At 67.6% G+C, this 17479-nt stretch carries 18 protein-coding genes and 1 pseudogene; 18 read left to right on the forward strand and 1 reads right to left on the reverse strand.

The genetic code is table 11. From position 1 onward, the window contains the following. The first annotated feature begins 73 nt into the window (after positions 1-73). The 8 genes from D0C15_RS25475 (at position 74) to D0C15_RS25510 (ending at position 6789) form a co-directional block, all read left to right on the forward strand. On the forward strand, positions 74-487 hold the full coding sequence (locus D0C15_RS25475) for a VOC family protein (protein WP_116050308.1): 414 nt from the start codon (positions 74-76) through the stop codon (positions 485-487). A 243-nt stretch (positions 488-730) separates the two neighbouring features. Further along, positions 731-1744, forward strand: a complete 1014-nt coding sequence (locus D0C15_RS25480) for a ferritin-like domain-containing protein (protein ID WP_116050310.1) — start codon at positions 731-733, stop codon at positions 1742-1744. 75 nt (positions 1745-1819) lie between these two features. Next, positions 1820-2800, forward strand: a complete 981-nt coding sequence (locus D0C15_RS25485; protein ID WP_116050313.1) for an aldo/keto reductase — start codon at positions 1820-1822, stop codon at positions 2798-2800. A 134-nt stretch (positions 2801-2934) separates the two neighbouring features. Beyond that, positions 2935-3462, forward strand: coding sequence for a TQO small subunit DoxD (locus D0C15_RS25490; protein ID WP_116050315.1), 528 nt, complete (start codon positions 2935-2937; stop codon positions 3460-3462). Further along, positions 3459-3833, forward strand: coding sequence for an Rv1678 family membrane protein (locus D0C15_RS25495; RefSeq protein ID WP_116050317.1), 375 nt, complete (start codon positions 3459-3461; stop codon positions 3831-3833). The genes D0C15_RS25490 and D0C15_RS25495 overlap by 4 nt, the downstream gene beginning before the upstream one ends. 17 nt (positions 3834-3850) lie before the next feature. After that, positions 3851-4981, forward strand: coding sequence for an Rv1679 family acyl-CoA dehydrogenase (fadE16, locus tag D0C15_RS25500; protein WP_245976218.1), 1131 nt, complete (start codon positions 3851-3853; stop codon positions 4979-4981). 21 nt (positions 4982-5002) lie between these two features. Further along, complete coding sequence (locus D0C15_RS25505; protein WP_116050319.1) at positions 5003-5815, forward strand: Rv1680 family SBP-like protein; 813 nt, start codon at positions 5003-5005, stop codon at positions 5813-5815. After that, complete coding sequence (locus D0C15_RS25510) at positions 5809-6789, forward strand: Rv1681 family radical SAM protein (protein WP_116050321.1); 981 nt, start codon at positions 5809-5811, stop codon at positions 6787-6789. The genes D0C15_RS25505 and D0C15_RS25510 overlap by 7 nt, the downstream gene beginning before the upstream one ends. Before the next feature lie 7 nt (positions 6790-6796). Here D0C15_RS25510 and D0C15_RS25515 read toward each other — a convergent pair whose 3' ends face one another. Further along, positions 6797-7252, reverse strand: a complete 456-nt coding sequence (locus D0C15_RS25515; protein ID WP_116050323.1) for a MarR family winged helix-turn-helix transcriptional regulator — start codon at positions 7250-7252, stop codon at positions 6797-6799. 46 nt (positions 7253-7298) lie between these two features. On the opposite strand from D0C15_RS25515, the gene D0C15_RS25520 reads away from it, so the two are divergent. The 10 genes and pseudogenes from D0C15_RS25520 (at position 7299) to D0C15_RS25565 (ending at position 16872) form a co-directional block, all read left to right on the forward strand. Then, on the forward strand, positions 7299-7691 hold the full coding sequence (locus D0C15_RS25520) for a DUF5313 family protein (RefSeq protein ID WP_116050325.1): 393 nt from the start codon (positions 7299-7301) through the stop codon (positions 7689-7691). A 76-nt stretch (positions 7692-7767) separates the two neighbouring features. Next, on the forward strand, positions 7768-8610 hold the full coding sequence (locus D0C15_RS25525) for an arylamine N-acetyltransferase family protein (protein WP_116050327.1): 843 nt from the start codon (positions 7768-7770) through the stop codon (positions 8608-8610). 76 nt (positions 8611-8686) lie between these two features. Next, complete coding sequence (locus D0C15_RS25530; RefSeq protein WP_116050329.1) at positions 8687-9040, forward strand: antibiotic biosynthesis monooxygenase family protein; 354 nt, start codon at positions 8687-8689, stop codon at positions 9038-9040. Positions 9041-9183: 143 nt separating this feature from the next. Continuing rightward, the gene (gene dinB, locus D0C15_RS25535) at positions 9184-10371 is read left to right on the forward strand and encodes a DNA polymerase IV (protein WP_116050331.1); all 1188 of its coding nucleotides are present in this window, start codon (positions 9184-9186) and stop codon (positions 10369-10371) included. A gap of 87 nt (positions 10372-10458) precedes the next feature. Next, complete coding sequence (qcrB, locus tag D0C15_RS25540) at positions 10459-12018, forward strand: cytochrome bc1 complex cytochrome b subunit (RefSeq protein ID WP_116050333.1); 1560 nt, start codon at positions 10459-10461, stop codon at positions 12016-12018. Positions 12019-12108: 90 nt separating this feature from the next. Further along, positions 12109-12786, forward strand: coding sequence for a GNAT family N-acetyltransferase (locus D0C15_RS25545; protein WP_425455426.1), 678 nt, complete (start codon positions 12109-12111; stop codon positions 12784-12786). 53 nt (positions 12787-12839) lie between these two features. Beyond that, a pseudogene (locus D0C15_RS25550) lies at positions 12840-13433 on the forward strand (hypothetical protein); the annotation flags it as partial. 156 nt (positions 13434-13589) lie between these two features. Continuing rightward, positions 13590-14927 (forward strand): magnesium transporter, encoded by a 1338-nt coding sequence (gene mgtE / locus D0C15_RS25555; protein WP_116050335.1) that lies wholly within the window; start codon positions 13590-13592, stop codon positions 14925-14927. A gap of 147 nt (positions 14928-15074) precedes the next feature. After that, positions 15075-16097, forward strand: a complete 1023-nt coding sequence (ligD, locus tag D0C15_RS25560) for a non-homologous end-joining DNA ligase (RefSeq protein ID WP_245976220.1) — start codon at positions 15075-15077, stop codon at positions 16095-16097. Positions 16098-16227: 130 nt separating this feature from the next. After that, positions 16228-16872 (forward strand): TetR/AcrR family transcriptional regulator, encoded by a 645-nt coding sequence (locus D0C15_RS25565; RefSeq protein WP_116050337.1) that lies wholly within the window; start codon positions 16228-16230, stop codon positions 16870-16872. Positions 16873-17479: the final 607 nt, after the last annotated feature.

Below are 17479 nucleotides of genomic sequence, written 5' to 3' on the forward strand. Positions count from 1 at the left end.
GGCCGGGTAACCATATTGCCGCGACCCCGCTGATCTGCGACGATCTGCCTCCCGATCGACGAAGGAGCATACGGTGGCCACTGTCCTCAACCCTTACATCAGCTTCGCGGGCAATGCGCGCGAAGCCATGCAGTTCTACAAGGAAGTCTTCGGCGGCAGTCTCACGTTGAGCACGTACGGTGAGTTCGGCGCACAGGACTCCCCCGGCGCAGACAAGGTCATGCACGCGATACTCGAATCCGAGAACGGATTCACCCTCATGGGCTCCGACACCCCACCCGGCATGGACCACAGTCCCGGCAACACGATGTCGGTGAGCCTCAGTGGCGACGACGCGGACACGTTGCGCGGGTACTGGGTGAAGCTGGCCGATGGCGGCAACGTGTCCGTGCCACTGGAGAAGCAGATGTGGGGCGACGAGTTCGGTATGTGCGCCGACCGGTTCGGAGTTTCCTGGATGGTCAACATCGCCGGACCGCAGACCTGACCGGCCCCCGGAACGCTCCAACCCGCAACTCCGAACGCGGCCGACGCCGTCCGTCCGCCCCGGTTCGGACCTCATCATTCGGGTGGTTGCCCCTGTCCACCCAATCCGTGACCCAGTTCACTCCGAATGCGACGAGTACGCGATATGTCAGAGCCCGTCGTCCTCCGGCCGAAAAGGCCGGGCCGGCGCCGGGGCGAATTCGCCCACGCGGCCTCCGCCGACTGGGCGGAAGGGAGCTTACTCGTGTTCGGAAAGAACTACGTCTCGCAGATGATCAACCGCAGTGCGGAGAACGAGTCGGACCGCAGGCGCTTCCTGCGGTCGGCGGGACTGACAGGACTCGGAGTCGTAGGCACGGGGGCTCTCGGGTCCCTCGCCGCGACACCCGCCGCCGCGGCCACCTCGCGCTCGGCGGAGGCCGCGGAAGCGGCTGCCACGGCGGAGCAGGTGAGCGACGCGGCGGTGCTGAACTTCGCGCTGAACCTCGAGTACCTCGAGGCACAGTTCTACGCCTACGCGGTGAGCGGAAGGGGCATCCCCGACTCACTGACCGACGGCACCGGCAACCGGGGTTCGGTCTCCGGCGGCCGGAAGGTGCGCTTCCGCTCCAGGCGGGTGCGGCAGTACGCGGAGGAGATCGCCTCCGACGAACGGCAGCACGTCGAGTTCCTGCGAAGTGCGCTGGGCTCGGTGGCGGTGAGTCAGCCGGCCATCGATCTGCAGGGCAGCTTCACCGCCGCGGCCCAGGCGGCCGGCCTGGTACGACCTGGCCACACCTTCGATGCATTCGCCTCGGAGGAGAACTTCCTGCTGGCCGCGTTCCTCTTCGAAGACGTCGGCGTGACGGCATACAAGGGCGCGGCCCCGCTGATCAACAACAAGACCTACCTCGAAGCCGCCGCGGGCATCCTCGCCGTGGAGGCCTATCACGCGGGCAACATTCGCAGCGCCATCTACGAGCAGCCGAACGGTCTGTTCGGTACCGGGCTGCTTGGCGGACGTGACCTCAAGCAGGCTTCGGTCAAACTGTCCAACGCACGCGACAGCCTCGACGGGACCACCGATCTCGACCAGGGGGTCATCGACCAGCGCCACCACGCCAACATCGTGCCGACGGACGGCAACGGCATCGCCTTCAGCCGAAGCACGGGACAGGTCCTCAACATCGTCTACCTGACCAACAAGCAGGCCACCTCCGGTGGCTTCTTCCCCCGTGGAGTCAACGGCGACATCAACGCGAGCGCCGACAACGCATGAGCGACTCCCAGCGGCCGGGCCGGTGACAGTTCCGTCCCCGGCCGCCGGGAGTTCGTCGCCTAGGATCTGCTGATCATGGAGACTCGCCGGATCAGCCGCCTCGACCGGGACGTCAGCGCCGTGGGGCTGGGGTGCTGGCAACTGGGCGCCGACTGGGGCAGCGTCGACGAGAACGAGGCGCTCGCGGTGCTGCATGGCGCGGCCGATGCCGGAGTCACGTTCTTCGATACCGCGGACGTCTACGGCGACGGCCGTAGTGAGCGACTCGTCGGCCGCTTCCGCGCGCAGCGCGACGACGACGTGTTCGTGGCGACCAAGATGGGCAGGCGCCTCGATCAGGTACCCGAGAACTACGTGGCCGCCAACTTCGACGCCTGGACCGAGCGGTCCGCGAGGAATCTCGGAGTGGACACGCTGGACCTGGTCCAGCTGCACTGCCCTCCGGCGGAGGTGTACTCCTCGGACGCCGTGTACGACGCACTCGACTCGCTCGTCGAGCGCGGCAGGGTCCGGGCCTACGGAGTGAGCGTGGAAACCTGCGAAGAGGCACTGACCGCGCTGAAACGGCCGAATGTCGCCTCGGTGCAGATCATCCTGAACTGCCTTCGGCACAAGCCCCTCGAACGGGTGCTGCCCGCGGCCATTGCCGCGGGCGCCGGAATCATCGTGCGGGTACCGCTCGCATCGGGGCTGCTGAGTGGCCGCTACACCACGAACACGACCTTCTCCGCCGACGACCACCGGAACTTCAATCGGGACGGCGCCGCCTTCGACGTCGGCGAGACATTCTCCGGTGTGCCGTACGAGGTCGGCCTCCAGGCTGTCGAGCGACTTCGTTCGCTGGTGCCGGACGGGCTGACCCTCGCCCAGTTCGCCCTGCGCTGGATCCTCGACCAGCGGGGAGTCAGCGTCGTCATCCCCGGAGCACGGAACCCGGAACAGGCAAGGGCCAACACCGCCGCGGCGAGCATCCCGCCGTTGTCCGCCGAGGCCCAGGACGGCGTCCGCGAGGTATACGACGAACTGATCCGGCCGCTGGTGCACGATCGCTGGTGACGCTCCCGCAGCCGCCTCGCGGGGCTACCGTTCGTCGCCACGTTAGCGGTCCGTAAGGGACACAGCCCTTGCGTCATCCACCTCGGTTGCCTTGACTGGTCGTACGGATTGACGACGATTCGGTGGAGGTGGGAATGAGCGTTCGCACCGGCGAGCCGGTGACCGAAACCCTGCCGTCCCGGGTCCTGCTGGCCGCGTTGCGGATCGGCGTCGCACTGATGTGGATCCAGAACGCGGCGTGGAAGGTTCCACCCGACTTCGGCCAGTCCGGTAACGGAGGGCTGTACTTCTTCACCCGATTCGCCGTCGACAAACCCGTGTGGGGGCCATACGCCTGGCTTGTCGAACACGTGGTGTTGCCGAACTTCGTGCTCTTCGGCTGGCTCACACTGCTCGTCGAGGCAAGCCTCGGAGCGTTTCTCCTCGTCGGCCTCGCCACGCGGTTGTGGGCCCTTGTCGGCGTGGGCCAGTCACTGGCGATCACGTTGTCGGTGCTCAACGCACCGAACGAATGGCACTGGTCCTTCTATCTGATGATCCTTGCGCATCTCGCGCTGTTCGCCACCGCGGCCGGCCGCCACTTCGGCGTGGACGAGGTGCTGCGCCCCGCGCTGCTTTCGGCGGACGGCAAGGGAGCCCGACTACTCGCGAGGCTGACATGACCCGCACGGGAACGGATCGAGCTGCTCTGGCGCTCGGAATCGCAGCCCTGGTCAGCATGGTTTTCGCGCTCACTCCCGGTGGACACCTGCCCTACGACTTCGTGCAGCTGCGTGGCCTTGGCCTCCTGGTCGTCGCAGTCGCCGGAGTCGTCGCGGTGGCCGGCGGGCTGCTCGGGATTCGGGCCGTGACCGCGGCGGCAGGAGCGATCTGTCTGGTCGCCGCGGTCGTGCAGTTGTTCCAGGCTGGACGGGCGACCAATTGGCTGGAAGGCAATGGCTCCACGCTGTCGCTGCTGCTCGGGCTGGGTGCCGGGTTGCTCGTGGTGGCGCTCGTTCCGCGCGGGCGGCGAGCCGAACACACATCTCACTGAGGGAGAAGGTGGACGCTGTGGACACGATTGCCGCAGAACTGAACGACCGGCTCGAACCGGTACTGACGGTGGCCCGCGAACACGCAAGGGATGTGGACGCCGCCGCCAGATTTCCCGAGGAGGCGGTCGCCGCGCTGCGCGACTCCGGACTGCTCGGCCTCACCCTGCCCCGCGACGTCGGAGGGCTTGGGCAGGGTCCGCACGAGTTCACCGAGGTGGTGAGCGCACTCGCCGCGGTCTGCGGTTCGACGGCCATGATCTACCTGATGCACGTAAGCGCGGCGATGCCGCTCGCCGCGGCACTGCCGCCCGCCGCGGCCGACCTGTTGTCCGAAGTGGCCAGTGGCAAGACCCTGGCGTCGCTGGCGTTGTCGGAGAAGGGGTCACGGTCACACTTCTGGGCACCGGTATCCCAGGCGCAGCACACCGAGGACGGACTGCGGGTGCGGGCGGACAAGAGCTGGGTGACCTCGGCCGGACACGCCGACATCTACGTCGTGTCCACCCTGACCGCGGGCTCGGAGACGGTCGACATGTTCGCGGTCCCCGCCAACACCCCCGGTTGGTCGGTGACCGGGACCTGGCGAGGTCTTGGTCTGCGCGGCAACGCCTCCGCGCCGATGTCGTTCGATGTCGAGATGCCGACGGGCTACCGGCTAGGCACCGAGGGTGGCGGTTTCGAGTTGATGATGCAGACCGTGATGCCCTGGTTCAATCTGGGCAACGCCTCGGTGTCAGCCGGTCTGTCGCAGGCCTCGGTGGATGCCGCGATCGCCCACACCAGTGCCGCGAAACTCGAGCACCTGGCCGAAAGCCTGTCCGCGCTGCCGACGATTCGCGCACAACTGGCCAAGATGTCGATCGAGCTCACCGGTCTCAGGGCATACCTCCGGCAGACGGCTGACCGGCTGGTCGAACCGCGTGAGGACACGATGCTGCACGTACTGGGCATCAAGGCCAGCGCGAACGACACCGCGCTACGCGTCACCGACGCGGCGATGCGGGTCTGTGGTGGGGCCGCGTTCTCCGAGCACCTGCAGATCGACCGGTACTTCCGGGACGCACGCGCCGGGCATGTCATGGCGCCGACCGCGGACGTGCTCTACGACTTCTATGGCAAGGCCATTACCGGACAGCCACTTTTCTGACCGGCGCGAAGGAGCCGCACAATGAGCAAGCCGTTGATCGTGGGCGCGGTCGCCTACACACCGAACGTGGTCACCATCTGGGAGGGGATGCGGGAGTACTTCGCCGATGGCCCGTCCTCAATGGACTTCGTGTTGTTCTCCAACTACGGCAGCCTGGTGGACGCGTTACTCGACGGTGTCATCGACATCGCGTGGAACACCAATCTGGCGTGGGTTCGCACGGTCGGCCGGACGCAGGGTACCTGCAGGGCGCTGGCCATGCGGGATACCGACGCGGTGTTCCAGTCGGTATTCGTGACGCGGCCCGGCAGCGGGGTCGCGGGGCTGGCCGACCTCAAGGACAGGCGCCTCGCGCTCGGCTCCCAGGATTCCGCCCAGGCGGCGATCCTGCCGGTCCACTACCTCACCGAGGCGGGACTCGGGGCCGATGACGTCGAACTCGTGCGCATCAACAGCGACGTGGGCAAGCACGGGGACACCGGTCGCAGCGAACTCGACGCGTTGCGCGCCGTACTCGACGACCGGGCCGATGCGGCCGCGCTGGGGATCAACACCTGGGAGGCGGTCGGCCGCGAGGAACTGATGCCCGGAGCGTTCGAGGTCTTCTGGGAGTCTCCGACGTACTCGCACTGCAACTTCACGGTCCTCGACGGGTTGAGCGAGGAGCGCACGGCGCCCTGGCTCGAACAGCTTTTCGCGATGGACTGGGACAATCCGGATCACCGTCCGATCCTGGAGATGGAGGGCCTGCGAAAGTGGGTTGAACCACGGCTGTCGGGCTACGAATCCCTCTTCGAGGCCGTCCGCACACAGGGGATCGCGGACAGATGGTGATCCTGGACCTGGTGCAGCGCATCGGCGAGGTGGCTGACGGCGCCACCGTCACGGTCAGGGCGGGACCACAGGACGAGGCGGCCGTGGCCGCATGGTGCGCCCGGACCGGCAACGAACTGGTGGAGGTCGCGGGCGGGACGGCCACCGTACGCCGCGGGCGCGGGCCGGACCCGTTCGCCGGGCTGTCACCCGGACAGCTGCCCGGAACCCGGCTGTGGATGTACACCAACTTCGACTGCAACCTCGCCTGCGACTACTGCTGCGCGCGTTCCTCCCCGCAGTCGCGGCGCCGGGCCCTCGGCGCGGATCGAGTGCGCAGGCTGGCGGATGAGGCGGTGGCCGCGGGCGTACGGGAACTGATCCTCACCGGCGGGGAGCCGTTTCTGCTGCCCGATATCGACGAACTGGTCTCGTCCTGCACGGCGGTGCTGCCCACGACCCTGCTCACCAACGGAATGTTGTTTCGTGGCAGGCGGCTGGCCGCGCTGCGGCGGATGGATCCGGAGCGGCTGGCCCTGCAGATCAGTCTCGACTCGCCCGATCCCGGGCCGCACGATCAGCATCGGGGCAGCGGATCATGGCAGAAGGCGGTGCATGGGATCCGGCTGGCGCAGGCGGAAGGGTTCCGGGTGCGCGTCGCGGCGACCCTCCCACCGGAGCAGATGCACACACTGGAGCCGTTCCACACGTTCCTCGACGAACTGGGTATCGCCCGCGGCGATCAGGTGATCCGGCCGCTCGCCCGCCGGGGTGTGGCCGAGACCGGGCTCGAACTCACCGTCGAGACACTGATTCCGGAGGTCACCGTGACGGCTGAGGGCGTGTACTGGCACCCGGTGAGCGCCGATCACGACGATCAACTCGTCACGCGGGAACTGTTCCCGTTGCGGGCGGCGATCGAGCAGACGCTGCACCGCTTCGCGGAGGACCGGCGCAGGGCAGCCGCGGCGGCACAGTGGTTCCCCTGCGCGTGACACCGCTTCAGAACGGCTCGCGGGCATCGGTCGCGGCGATGACCCTGCCCAGTACGGCGTGCAGTTCCTCCAGTTCCGAGACCCGCATTCCCAGTGTCTCCACCACGCGGTAGGGGATCTTCTCCGCCTCGGCCCGCAGCGCGTGCCCGGACTCGGTCAGATCCACGACGAGCGTGCGTTCGTCGGCCCTGTCCCTTCGACGGCTGACATATCCAAGCGTCTCAAGCCGTTTGAGCAGTGGCGACAGGGTCGCCGGCTCGGCCCGCAGTACGTCGCTGAGGTCCTTGACCGAGCGCGGCGACGAGTCCCAGAGCGCGAGCAGTACCAGGTACTGGGGGTGGGTCAGTCCGTACGGCTTCAGCAGCGGGCGGTAGATCCCGATGACGCTGCGCGAGGCGACGGAGAGTGCGAAACAGACCTGCCGGTCCAGCGCCAGCGGGTCCTCGCCCAGATCGATCTGCATCCCCCCATCCTAGATTAGTTAGTGCACTAACTGTTAGCCTGCTGCCATGGGAAGCGAGTTGGTCCGGCCCGATCCGTTCCGGTGGTTGTGGTACGCGGTGGGCGGCCGGCTACCCGGCCGGTACCGGGATTGGGTGCTGCACGACACCACCACGAGGACCTGGATCTGGCGGCACGCGGCTCGCAGTTCGGTGCTACTCGTGCCGCTGTGTTCGGTGTGGTTGCTGCTACCGGGACCGCTCGGTCTGCGGCTGCCGCTGGTACTCCTGGCCGCACTGGTGGGCTACTTCTACTCGTTCGCCTACATCGAGGAGAGCATCGAGCACCGGCTCGCGAAGAACGGATACCCCCGTGGCACCGGCAAACGGGTACGCGCCGAGGCGAAAGCGGAACTCGAAAAGGACGTTCTGCAACGCTATGTCGCCAGATACCGGCAGTAACCCCGAAATCTTGCCGGAACCGCTGTCCCGGCCACTTTCTTGACCTCTACCAAGCTTGAGGTAGCAAAGTAGGGCCATGGACACGACGACAGTGCGACAGAAGACCGCGACCGACGAGTGGGGCGCCGCCGACCTCGACCTCGATGCCTACCTCCACCGGATCGGCCAGTCGCGTGCCGAACCGTCCGTCGCCTCACTCACGGCTCTGCACGAAGCTCACGTGCGCACCATTCCGTTCGAGAACATCGATCCACTACTCGGCCGGAGTCCTGAACTCGAACTGGCGGCGATCAGCGCCAAACTCGTCCAGCGCGACCGGGGCGGCTACTGCTACGAGCACGGCCTGCTGTTCGCCGCCGCACTCGAGCAGTTGGGCTATCAGGTGACCCGGCTGGCGGCCCGCATCGCACCGGACAAGCCAGGCCCGAAGACGCACCTCAACCTGCTCGTCCGCGCCGAAGGCATCGAGCACCTCGCCGACGTGGGATTCGGCGCGGGAGTGCTCCGCCCGATGCCGCTGCGCGACGGTGTCGTGGTCGACCAGGCCGGCTGGCAACATCGCCTCACCCGGGACGGCAGGCTGTGGCGGCTGGAGAAGCTGGGCACGGAGGGCTGGAGCGCGCTGCACGCCTTCGACGAAACGCCACAACACCACATCGACTACGAGGTGTTCAACCACTACGTCGCCACCCACCCGCGATCGCCGTTCACCGGCCAGCTCGTCGTCATGCGACTCGAGTACGGAGTCAGCCGCAAACTGGTCGGCGACCGACTGACGATCGAGCACGCCGACGGCCGGACCGAGGAAAGCTCGGTGCCCCCGGAGCGACTGGACGCCACATTGCGCGATCTGGACATCGTCCTCGCGCCCACCGAACTCGACGCGGTCATCCAGCTGTACCACCGAACCACTCCGTGAACCGGACCCCAGCCCGGGGCGCGCGATCACCGCGAATTTCGTTGCTCGACATCGGGGCAACTTGTATACAACTGGTATGCGAACCTATCCGGACCCTCCTTACTACGTCGTGGTCTTCACCTCCCGGCGCACGCCCGGCGACAACGGCTACTCGGACGCGGCCGCACGACTCGGCGACCTCGCCGCAGAGCAACCCGGCTACCTCGGCCACGACTCGGCTCGCAGCAGTCCGGAACTCGGCATCACCGTCTCCTACTGGGCCGACGAGGAGTCCATCGCGGCCTGGAGAAACCAGGTCGAGCACGCGCCGATTCGGGACCTTGGGCGCGCCGAGTGGTACGAGACGTACGAATGTCACGTCGCGAAAGTGGAGCGATCGTACTTCTTCGAACGCGGTCGCTCCCCCGCCTCGGCGCGAGTCGGTGAATAGTCAGTTCGGCCGCCCAAGCGATCGGCGGAGAACGCGAACCAAAGGTCGAGCCGTATAGGTCGTTATACGCTCGCCGAATCGCATCGCGGGGCGTATCGGTGACATAGGTCACAACTGTCGGTGGTGAATGCGATCGTGAGGCCATGCCGAGCGAAGGACCGATCCTGCATGCCGATCTGGACGCGTTCTACGCTTCGGTCGAGCAGCGCGACGACCCGGGGCTGCGGGGCAGGCCGGTGATCGTCGGCGGTGGCGTCGTGCTGGCAGCGAGCTACGAGGCCAAGGCCTACGGCATCCGCACGGCCATGGGCGGCGGCCTGGCGCGGCGGCTGTGCCCGAAGGCGATCGTGGTGCCACCCAGGATGCCGGCCTACTCCGCGGCGAGCAGGGCGGTGTTCGCCGTCTTCGAGCAGACGACACCTCTGGTGGAGGGCCTGTCCATCGACGAGGCATTCCTGGACGTCGGTGGTCTCGCCCGGCTGGCGGGAACCCCGGCCCGCATCGCCGCGCGACTTCGACGGGAGGTCGCCGAGCAAGTTGGATTACCCATCACGGTAGGTGTGGCCAGGACCAAGTTCCTCGCCAAGGTGGCCAGCGGTGTCGCCAAGCCCGACGGCCTGCTCGTCGTTCCCCACGACGGCGAACTCGAGTTCCTCCATCCGCTTCCGGTACAGCGCCTCTGGGGCGTAGGTGAGGTCACCGCGGGCAAACTGCACTCGCGGGGCATCACGACCGTCGGACAAGTGGCCCATCTCGGTGAGGGCGAACTGGTCGCGTTACTCGGCAGGGCGACGGGGCGGCACCTGTACGCGCTCGCCAACAACCGTGATCCGCGTCCCGTGCGCGTGGGACAGCGCCGCCGCTCGATGGGCGCGCAACGCGCGCTCGGCAGGAAACAACGGTCGCCGGGCGAACTCGACGCGATCCTGACCGCGCTCGTCGACCGGCTCACACGCAGGTTGCGTGGCGCCGGTCGCGAATGCCGTACGGTGACGCTGCGGTTGCGCTTCACCGACTTCACACGCGCGACCAGGTCGCACACGTCGCGCGAGCCGACCGCGCACACCGATGCCGTCCTCGACACGGCGCGGCGCCTGCTGGTCGCCGCGACACCGCTGATCGAACGAAAGGGACTCACCCTCATCGGTGTGGCACTGTCCCAGCTGGACAATGATGCTGTTCAGCTCACCCTGCCGTTCGGGGGCACGGAGGCCGGGGATCTGGACGTCGCCCTGGACGGCGTGCACAAGCGGTTCGGATCATCCGCCGTCACCCGCGCCACCCTGCTGGGCCATGACGACGGCCCTTCGGTGCCGATGCTGCCCGACTGAGCGCCACCGAGCAGCCGTCACGATGTCACATTTCGCGCCCGTTCGGCGTCTGCTAGGTGAGGCACTCGAGCAGAGGGGTGAGCTTGGATGGGCGCGAATCGAGCCGAGCGGACGGCGGCCGCGGGACTGGACCGGCGGTATCCGCTGGCCCGCGGGCTGCGGCACCAGCTGAACAAGGTCTTCCCGAACCACTGGTCCTTCCTGCTCGGTGAGATCGCGCTCTACAGCTTCATCATCGTGATCCTGTCCGGGGTGTACCTGACGTTGTTCTTCGATCCCTCCATGGAGGAGGTCATCTACGACGGCCCGTACCAGAACCTGCGGGGTGTGGAGATGTCGCGGGCGCTGGAGAGCACGCTGGAGATCTCCTTCGAGGTCCGCGGCGGGCTGCTGATCCGGCAGCTGCACCACTGGGGGGCGCTGGTCTTCGTCGCCGCGATGATGGTGCACATGTTCCGGATCTTCTTCACCGGAGCGTTCCGCCGCCCGCGTGAGGCCACCTGGGTCATCGGGGCCCTGCTGCTGATCCTGGGCATGTTCGAGGGCTTCTTCGGCTACTCGCTGCCGGACGACCTGCTCTCCGGCACGGGGCTGCGGGCGACCGTCTCCGGCATAGTGCTGTCGGTTCCCATCGCGGGCACATGGCTGCACTGGGCCATTTTCGGATCCGAGTTTCCCGGCACCGAGATCATCCCAAGGCTCTACGCGCTGCACATCCTCGTCGTACCCGGCATCATGATCGCGCTCGTCGCCGTCCACCTGGGTTTGGTGTGGTACCAGAAGCACACCCAGTTCCCAGGGGTGCGCCGCAAGGAGAGCAATGTCGTCGGGGTGCGGATCATGCCCTACTTCGCGCTCAAGGCTGGAGCGTTCTTCGTGCTGGTCACCGGGGTGATCACCCTGCTGGCAGGGATCTTCCAGATCAACGCGGTGTGGAATCTGGGGCCGTACAACCCCGCACAGGTGTCCGCGGGCTCCCAGCCGGACTGGTACCTGGCGTGGGCCGATGGATTGCTGCGGATCTTCCCGCCTTGGGAACTCTACCTGGGCGACTACACCGTCCCCGCGGTGTTCTTCGCGGGAGCCTGCGGCATGGCGTTGCTCTTCGCGGTGTTACTGACCTACCCGTGGCTCGAGCGAAAGCTGTCCGGCGACACGGCACACCACAACCTCGTACAACGGCCGCGCGACGCCCCGGTGCGCACCAGCCTCGGGATGATGGCCCTTGCCTTCTTCGCCGTGATCGAGACTTCCGGCTTCAACGACATCATCGCGGCCGAGTTCGGCATTTCCCTGAACGCCACCGTATGGGCCGGGCGGATCGGTGTTCTCGTGTTGCCGCCCCTGGCATATGTCGTCACCTACCGGATCTGCCTCGGCCTGCAGCGTGCCGACCACGAGGTCCTGGCACACGGAATGGAGACCGGCATCGTCAAGCGGCTGCCGCACGGCGGATTCGTCGAGATCCTCCAGCCGCTCGGCCCGGTCGACGACCACGGTCAGCCGATCCCGTTGAAGTATCAGGGCGCACCGGTACCGAAGAAGCCGAACGCGCTCGGCGCCGCAGGCCGGGCGGTGCCCGGCAGTCTTCTCTCCCCCGACCCGGCCGAGGAGGCGGGCGCGCTCGAGCGAGAACGCACCCGATGACGACAGGATCATCCGCGCGATCGTGCGCACCGATGTGGCGCCATACCCTTGCGGCTGCGGTGGAGGAGCCCGGTATGGTCGTCGCCGATGATGATGTTCCCGCCCCGCTCAGGCTCGGCGGGCCGCCGTATCCAGGTGCCGACGAGTTCACCGAGCCCGGCCGGGCGGAAGGTACGGCTGCGTGAGATCGGCCCTGCCGATCACCGGACGCTGATCGGCTTCGACCGGGACTCGGCTCGCAGCCGCTCCCCTCAGGTAGGCGGATACCGGCACTGGGCCGCGCACCGCGCCGGCGCGGCCGACACCGGCGACAACTTCCATTTCGCGATCGAGACGCTGCGCGGGGGAATGCTGGTCGGCTCGATGTGCACCATCCAGGCCGATCCGCTCTCCGACCGGTTCAGCTACGGCATCGGGATCGGGCCACAGCACCGGCGGTGCGGTTACGCGGGCGACGCGATCACCGTCCTGCTCGCCTACATGTTCGGCCAGCGTCGCTACCGAAAGTGCGAGGTCAGCATCTATGGCGGCAACCTCGCGTCACTGTCGCTGCACGGCGCACTCGGCTTTCGCGAAGAGCGTCGCCTTCGCGACACCGAGTTGCAGCGCGGCGGCATCCGGTACGTGGTGCTGATGAGTATCACCGCGAACGAGTTCGCGGACCTGCACCCGAACTTCACCGCGGCACATCCTCCTGTTCGGCCAAAGCGAGGGCGACACTGGCGAGCCGAGCGCGGCAGGCACCGGCACGCCCAACGCCTGCGCTGAGCGCGGCGGAGCCGGTGGCTCTCCCGGCTGTCAGCGCAACTCGGGCATCCCCCACGCGCAACGAGGACTGCCCTGGCGTGCACGGGGAGGCCACGGCCAAGGGCGAAGCGGTGGTGATCGGATGTGAGACCGGGGTCCTCGTCTACAAGAACGGAAAGATCACGAAGGTGACCAGTCCGGACGAGTACGGCCGGATCGGGAACCAGGCGGGTTCGGAAACCTCGCCGATCACGCTCGGGGACTACAAGACGGACAAGGACGCCGAACTCGAGCGGCCCACCCGCATCTCGCTGATCGACACGGAATCCGGCACGCTGGACCTCGTCGACATCGGCACCAGCTACACGTTCCGCTCCCTGGGGCGTGGCCCCGATGGCGAGGCGCTCGTACTGGGCACCGACGGCCAGATCCACGTCATCGACCCGGTCAAGGCGACAGTCACCAGGACGATCTCGGTCATCGAGGAATGGCGGGAACCACTGGAGTGGCAACAGGCGCGGCCCGCGCTGTTCGTTCGTGGCGCCACGGCATATGTCACCGACCCGAACAACAACGAGATCTCCGCGGTGGACCTCAACGAGGGCACCACGACTACCACGGCGAAGCTGCCCGCCGCGCCGAACGAGATCAGCGGCCCCGCGGCGTGAACCGGTAGGCGGCCGGTGCGGCGGTATGGCAGCCGCCGCACCGGACTTCCGGCCCGGCGTGCACACGGGCGTCCCAGCCACCATGCGGTGACCGGCTTCTGCGTGAAGGATCGGATGCGACCCGCGCGGAGAGGAATCCGGAACAGGAGGGACGTGATGGTGGCCTCCGAGGCGATGGTGCGCCAGCTGTTGGACGACAATGACATCGTCGGCCTGCAGGAGTGGCTGGACCAGCATCCGCCGTACCGGATCGCCGATGAGCTGGCCCGCCTCGACGAGGTCAACGCCGTGTTGCTGTTCCGCCTGCTCGCCAAGGACCGGGCGCTGGCCGTGTTCGAGGAGCTCGACCCCGCCGACCAGCACAAGGTGCTGTCCGGGCTGCGCCACCAGGCATTCGGCGACGTCGTGGAGGGCATGGCCCCCGACGACCGGGCCAGGCTGCTCGGCGAGGCACCGGCGAAGTTCGCCCGGCACGTTCTCGCTGGGCTGAGCCCCCGCGAACGGGCCATGACAGCCGCCTTGCTCGGATATCCCGAGGGCTCCGTCGGCCGGGTCATGAGCCCGGAGACCGTGGCGATCCGCCGCCATCTCACCGCCGAGCAGGCCCTGCAGGTCGTGCGGACGAGGGGCGCCGAGGCCGAGACCGTCTACACGCTCCCGGTCATCGACGACCAGCGTCATTTCCTGGGCACCGTCGCGCTGCGCGAACTGGTCCTGAGCTCACCGGATCAACCGGTCGCCGAACTCGTCGACGCCGACATCCCCCGGGTCCGGGCCACGGACTCCGCCGAGGACGCGGCCCGGCTGATGCAGGAGACCAACCTGATCGACCTGCCCGTCGTCGACAGCGAGGACCGGGTTCTCGGCCTGCTCACCATCGACGACGCGCTCGAGGTGATCGAGGCCGCCGACACCGAGGACATCGCCCGGCAGGCCGCTGCCGCCCCCTGGTCCGGTCACTACATGTCCGCGGGAGTCGCCCAGCTCGCCCGCTCCCGTGCGGTGTGGCTCCTGCTGCTCATCGTCGCGGCCACCCTCACCGTCAACGTCCTGCAGATTTTCGAGGCCACCCTCGCGCAGGTCACCGCCCTCGCCCTGTTCATTCCCCTGCTCGTGGGCACCGGCGGCAACGCGGGCGCCCAGGCCGCCACCGCGGCGGTCCGCGCGCTGGCCGTCGGCGAGGTCCGCACGACCGACGTCCTCCGGGTGGCCTGGCGCGAGTGCCGGGTCGGACTACTGCTCGGCGTCATGCTCGCCACCGTCGGTCTGGTCGTGGGGACGATCCTGGTCGACCTGGCCGTCGCCACCGCGGTCGCGCTTTCGCTGATCCTGATCTGTTCCTGGGCCGCCATGATCGGCGCCACGATGCCGCTGCTGGCCAAGCGCCTCGGCATCGACCCGGCGGTCATCTCCGCTCCCCTGGTCACGACTCTGGTGGACGCCACCGGGCTCATCATCTACTTCCTCATCGCGCACGCCGTTCTCAACCTCTGAGCTGCGGCTTTCGTCCCGCTGCTGCCGCCTCGGCTGCCGCTGGCGAAGGTATCCCCCACAAGCCGGACCAGCGCGGCACCACTGGGCCATCCGGGTTAGCCTCCGGACAAGACCGTGCACGCAGGCGGTGGGTGGAAGGAGCCGACGATGGCAGGGTCCACGGTCCGGGCAGGACTGCCAGATCCGGTACTGCCCATGCTTGCCGTCGATGGCGAACTGCCCACCACCGGTTACGGGTACGAGATCAAGTGGGACGGCTTCCGCGCCTGCGTGCAGGTCGCCGCGAATGGGGACAGCAGACTCACCAGCCGCCTCGGCAACGACGTCACCGGCACCTATCCGGACGTTGCGGATGCCGTTACCCGCATACTGGCAGGACGGCCCGCCGTTCTGGACGGCGAACTGGTCGTTCTGGACGAATCCGGCAGGCCGGATTTCGGCCGGCTGCAGACCCGGCATCAGCGCGGGCCGAGCAGCACTCTGCTGCGGACGAACCCGGTGACGTTCTTCGCCTTCGATCTGCTCCACCTCGGTGACGACACACTGCTGCAGGAACCCTACGAGCAGCGGCGTTCCCGGCTGGCGGATCTCGGGCTCGCGGGCGACCCGTTGGTCACGGTGCCGCCGTACTACACCGAAAACGACATCAGCCCGGCCGAGTTGCTGGAGGTGGTCGAGCAGCAGCAACTCGAAGGCGTCGTCGCGAAGCGGCTCGTCTCCCCCTACCAGCCGGGGAAACGCTCTCGCTACTGGATCAAACGCGCGCTCATCAAGACGCAGGAAGTGGTGATCGGCGGCTGGAAACCCGGCGAAGGGCGGCGCGACAACATGATCGGCTCCCTGCTGCTCGGGGCGCACGACCACGAAAACCAACTCGTCTACATCGGACACGTCGGCACCGGCTTCACCGAGAAGGCTCTCGGCGACCTTCTGCGCGAACTCGAACCCCTGTCCCGCACCACCAGCCCGTTCGACACCCCGGTCCCCCGCGACCGGGCCCGCCACGCACGCTGGGTCGAACCACGTCTCGTCGGAGAGGTCGTGTACCGCCAGCTCACCGACAATCGCAACAACGAACGTCGTCTCCGGCACGCGGCTTGGCGCGGGCTACGTCCCGACAAGGAGCCAGGCGAGGCGATCCTGCCCCAGGTGGAACCGGGCGTCGGGTAGCGACGGGCGGGGTTTCCGCCGGCAACGCCTTCGCATCTCTTCGGGGAAGATGCCGCACGCAGGTGTGAGCCGCAGAGCCGCCGCTGCCGACGATCACCTCGCTAGTGCGACAGCTGATACATTAACAGCGATGACGCCCCCAACCCCGGAACCGGAAGCCACCCGGCCGCCGCCCCAACGCAGGCCCGGCGGTCGCACTGCCCGCATCCGCGCGCAGGTACTCGACGCGGTCCGCGCGGAACTCGGCGAACACGGCTTTGACGGGCTCACCATGGAGGCAGTCGCCGCCCGCGCCGGCGTGCACCGAGCAACGGTGTACCGGCGTTGGGGGGATGCCGGAGGCCTGCTGGCGGACGTTCTCGATGCCGCGAGTGACGACGACTGGCAACCGCCGGACACCGGCTCACTGCAGGACGATCTCGCAGCACTGAACCATGAGATCCACGCGGCCCTGACCGCTCAGCCGTCGGTCATGACGGCCTTGATCGCCGCCTCGTTCCGCTCCGAGAAAGCCGCCCACGCCCAACAGCGGCTCTGGGAGGACCGGTACAACCGCTGCGAGTCCATCGTCAGCAATGCCGTCCAACGCGGCGAACTGCCGCCACATACCCACGCCCGGGCGATGCTCATTGCCGCCACCGCGCCGATGTACCACCAGCTGGTGCTTCTCCACACGCCGCCGGACCCACACCTGCCCGACCACGCGGCCAGAACCGTCTTCCTCGCCGCCACCGCGGGCGCCTTCGCCCGACCGCCGGCGACGGAGGAGCCCTGACAGACTCCACCACGCGACGATCCGCGGCCGTATCCGCGAATGGACACCAACGCGCTCGTGCGGTCAGTACGCTCCGACGGGGCGCAGACGCAGGGCCGATCGCGAGCAAGCCCGGCTTTGGTTCTCACCTCTCGTCGACGAGATCAACAAACTCATCAGGAACCCGGAGGCGGCCGCGGTCCGCCTGAACACTGTCCATAATGCACTGATTGATCTGATCACCTTCCTGGATCCGGCGCGAGTGTGGATCACCGGGCCCAACCGGAAGTTCGATCAGAAGGAGTTGCCGGAACCGCGCACCGAATCCCAGCAGGACGAGACTTCGGAGGCCCGGCCCGCTCAACCGTGAGAGACATGCCGCTTGTCGGGTTGGGTCGACCGTTGACCGACGGACACCGCCGATAGAACGTGTGTTCGAGTAGCGTGGTGGTGTGGATGTTGATGAGCGCGTGATTCCGGCGTGGCAGCTCTCCGAGGGGGAGCTGCTCGGTGGTCTGCTCGAATCCGAGAAAGTGTTGCGGCGGCAGTATGGGCGGATCCTGGAGTTGATCGCTGAGGTCGAAGCTCGGGGTGTGGCGGGTGGGCGGGGGTATCGGGATACGGCGAC

The sequence above is a fragment of the Amycolatopsis palatopharyngis genome (genome assembly GCF_003385185.1).
In the GTDB taxonomy this organism is placed as follows: domain Bacteria; phylum Actinomycetota; class Actinomycetes; order Mycobacteriales; family Pseudonocardiaceae; genus Amycolatopsis; species Amycolatopsis palatopharyngis.

Coding starts and splice junctions, on each gene's coding strand:
- D0C15_RS25505 (WP_116050319.1), top strand. CDS start 5,003: ATGAGCAAGCCGTTGATCGTGGGCGCGGTCGCCTACACACCGAACGTG.
- D0C15_RS25485 (WP_116050313.1), top strand. CDS start 1,820: ATGGAGACTCGCCGGATCAGCCGCCTCGACCGGGACGTCAGCGCCGTG.
- dinB (WP_116050331.1), top strand. CDS start 9,184: ATGCCGAGCGAAGGACCGATCCTGCATGCCGATCTGGACGCGTTCTAC.
- D0C15_RS25515 (WP_116050323.1), bottom strand. CDS start 7,252: ATGCAGATCGATCTGGGCGAGGACCCGCTGGCGCTGGACCGGCAGGTC.
- D0C15_RS25525 (WP_116050327.1), top strand. CDS start 7,768: ATGGACACGACGACAGTGCGACAGAAGACCGCGACCGACGAGTGGGGC.
- ligD (WP_245976220.1), top strand. CDS start 15,075: ATGGCAGGGTCCACGGTCCGGGCAGGACTGCCAGATCCGGTACTGCCC.
- D0C15_RS25530 (WP_116050329.1), top strand. CDS start 8,687: ATGCGAACCTATCCGGACCCTCCTTACTACGTCGTGGTCTTCACCTCC.
- mgtE (WP_116050335.1), top strand. CDS start 13,590: ATGGTGGCCTCCGAGGCGATGGTGCGCCAGCTGTTGGACGACAATGAC.
- D0C15_RS25520 (WP_116050325.1), top strand. CDS start 7,299: ATGGGAAGCGAGTTGGTCCGGCCCGATCCGTTCCGGTGGTTGTGGTAC.
- D0C15_RS25565 (WP_116050337.1), top strand. CDS start 16,228: ATGACGCCCCCAACCCCGGAACCGGAAGCCACCCGGCCGCCGCCCCAA.
- qcrB (WP_116050333.1), top strand. CDS start 10,459: ATGGGCGCGAATCGAGCCGAGCGGACGGCGGCCGCGGGACTGGACCGG.
- D0C15_RS25490 (WP_116050315.1), top strand. CDS start 2,935: ATGAGCGTTCGCACCGGCGAGCCGGTGACCGAAACCCTGCCGTCCCGG.
- D0C15_RS25495 (WP_116050317.1), top strand. CDS start 3,459: ATGACCCGCACGGGAACGGATCGAGCTGCTCTGGCGCTCGGAATCGCA.
- D0C15_RS25510 (WP_116050321.1), top strand. CDS start 5,809: ATGGTGATCCTGGACCTGGTGCAGCGCATCGGCGAGGTGGCTGACGGC.
- D0C15_RS25545 (WP_425455426.1), top strand. CDS start 12,109: ATGATGTTCCCGCCCCGCTCAGGCTCGGCGGGCCGCCGTATCCAGGTG.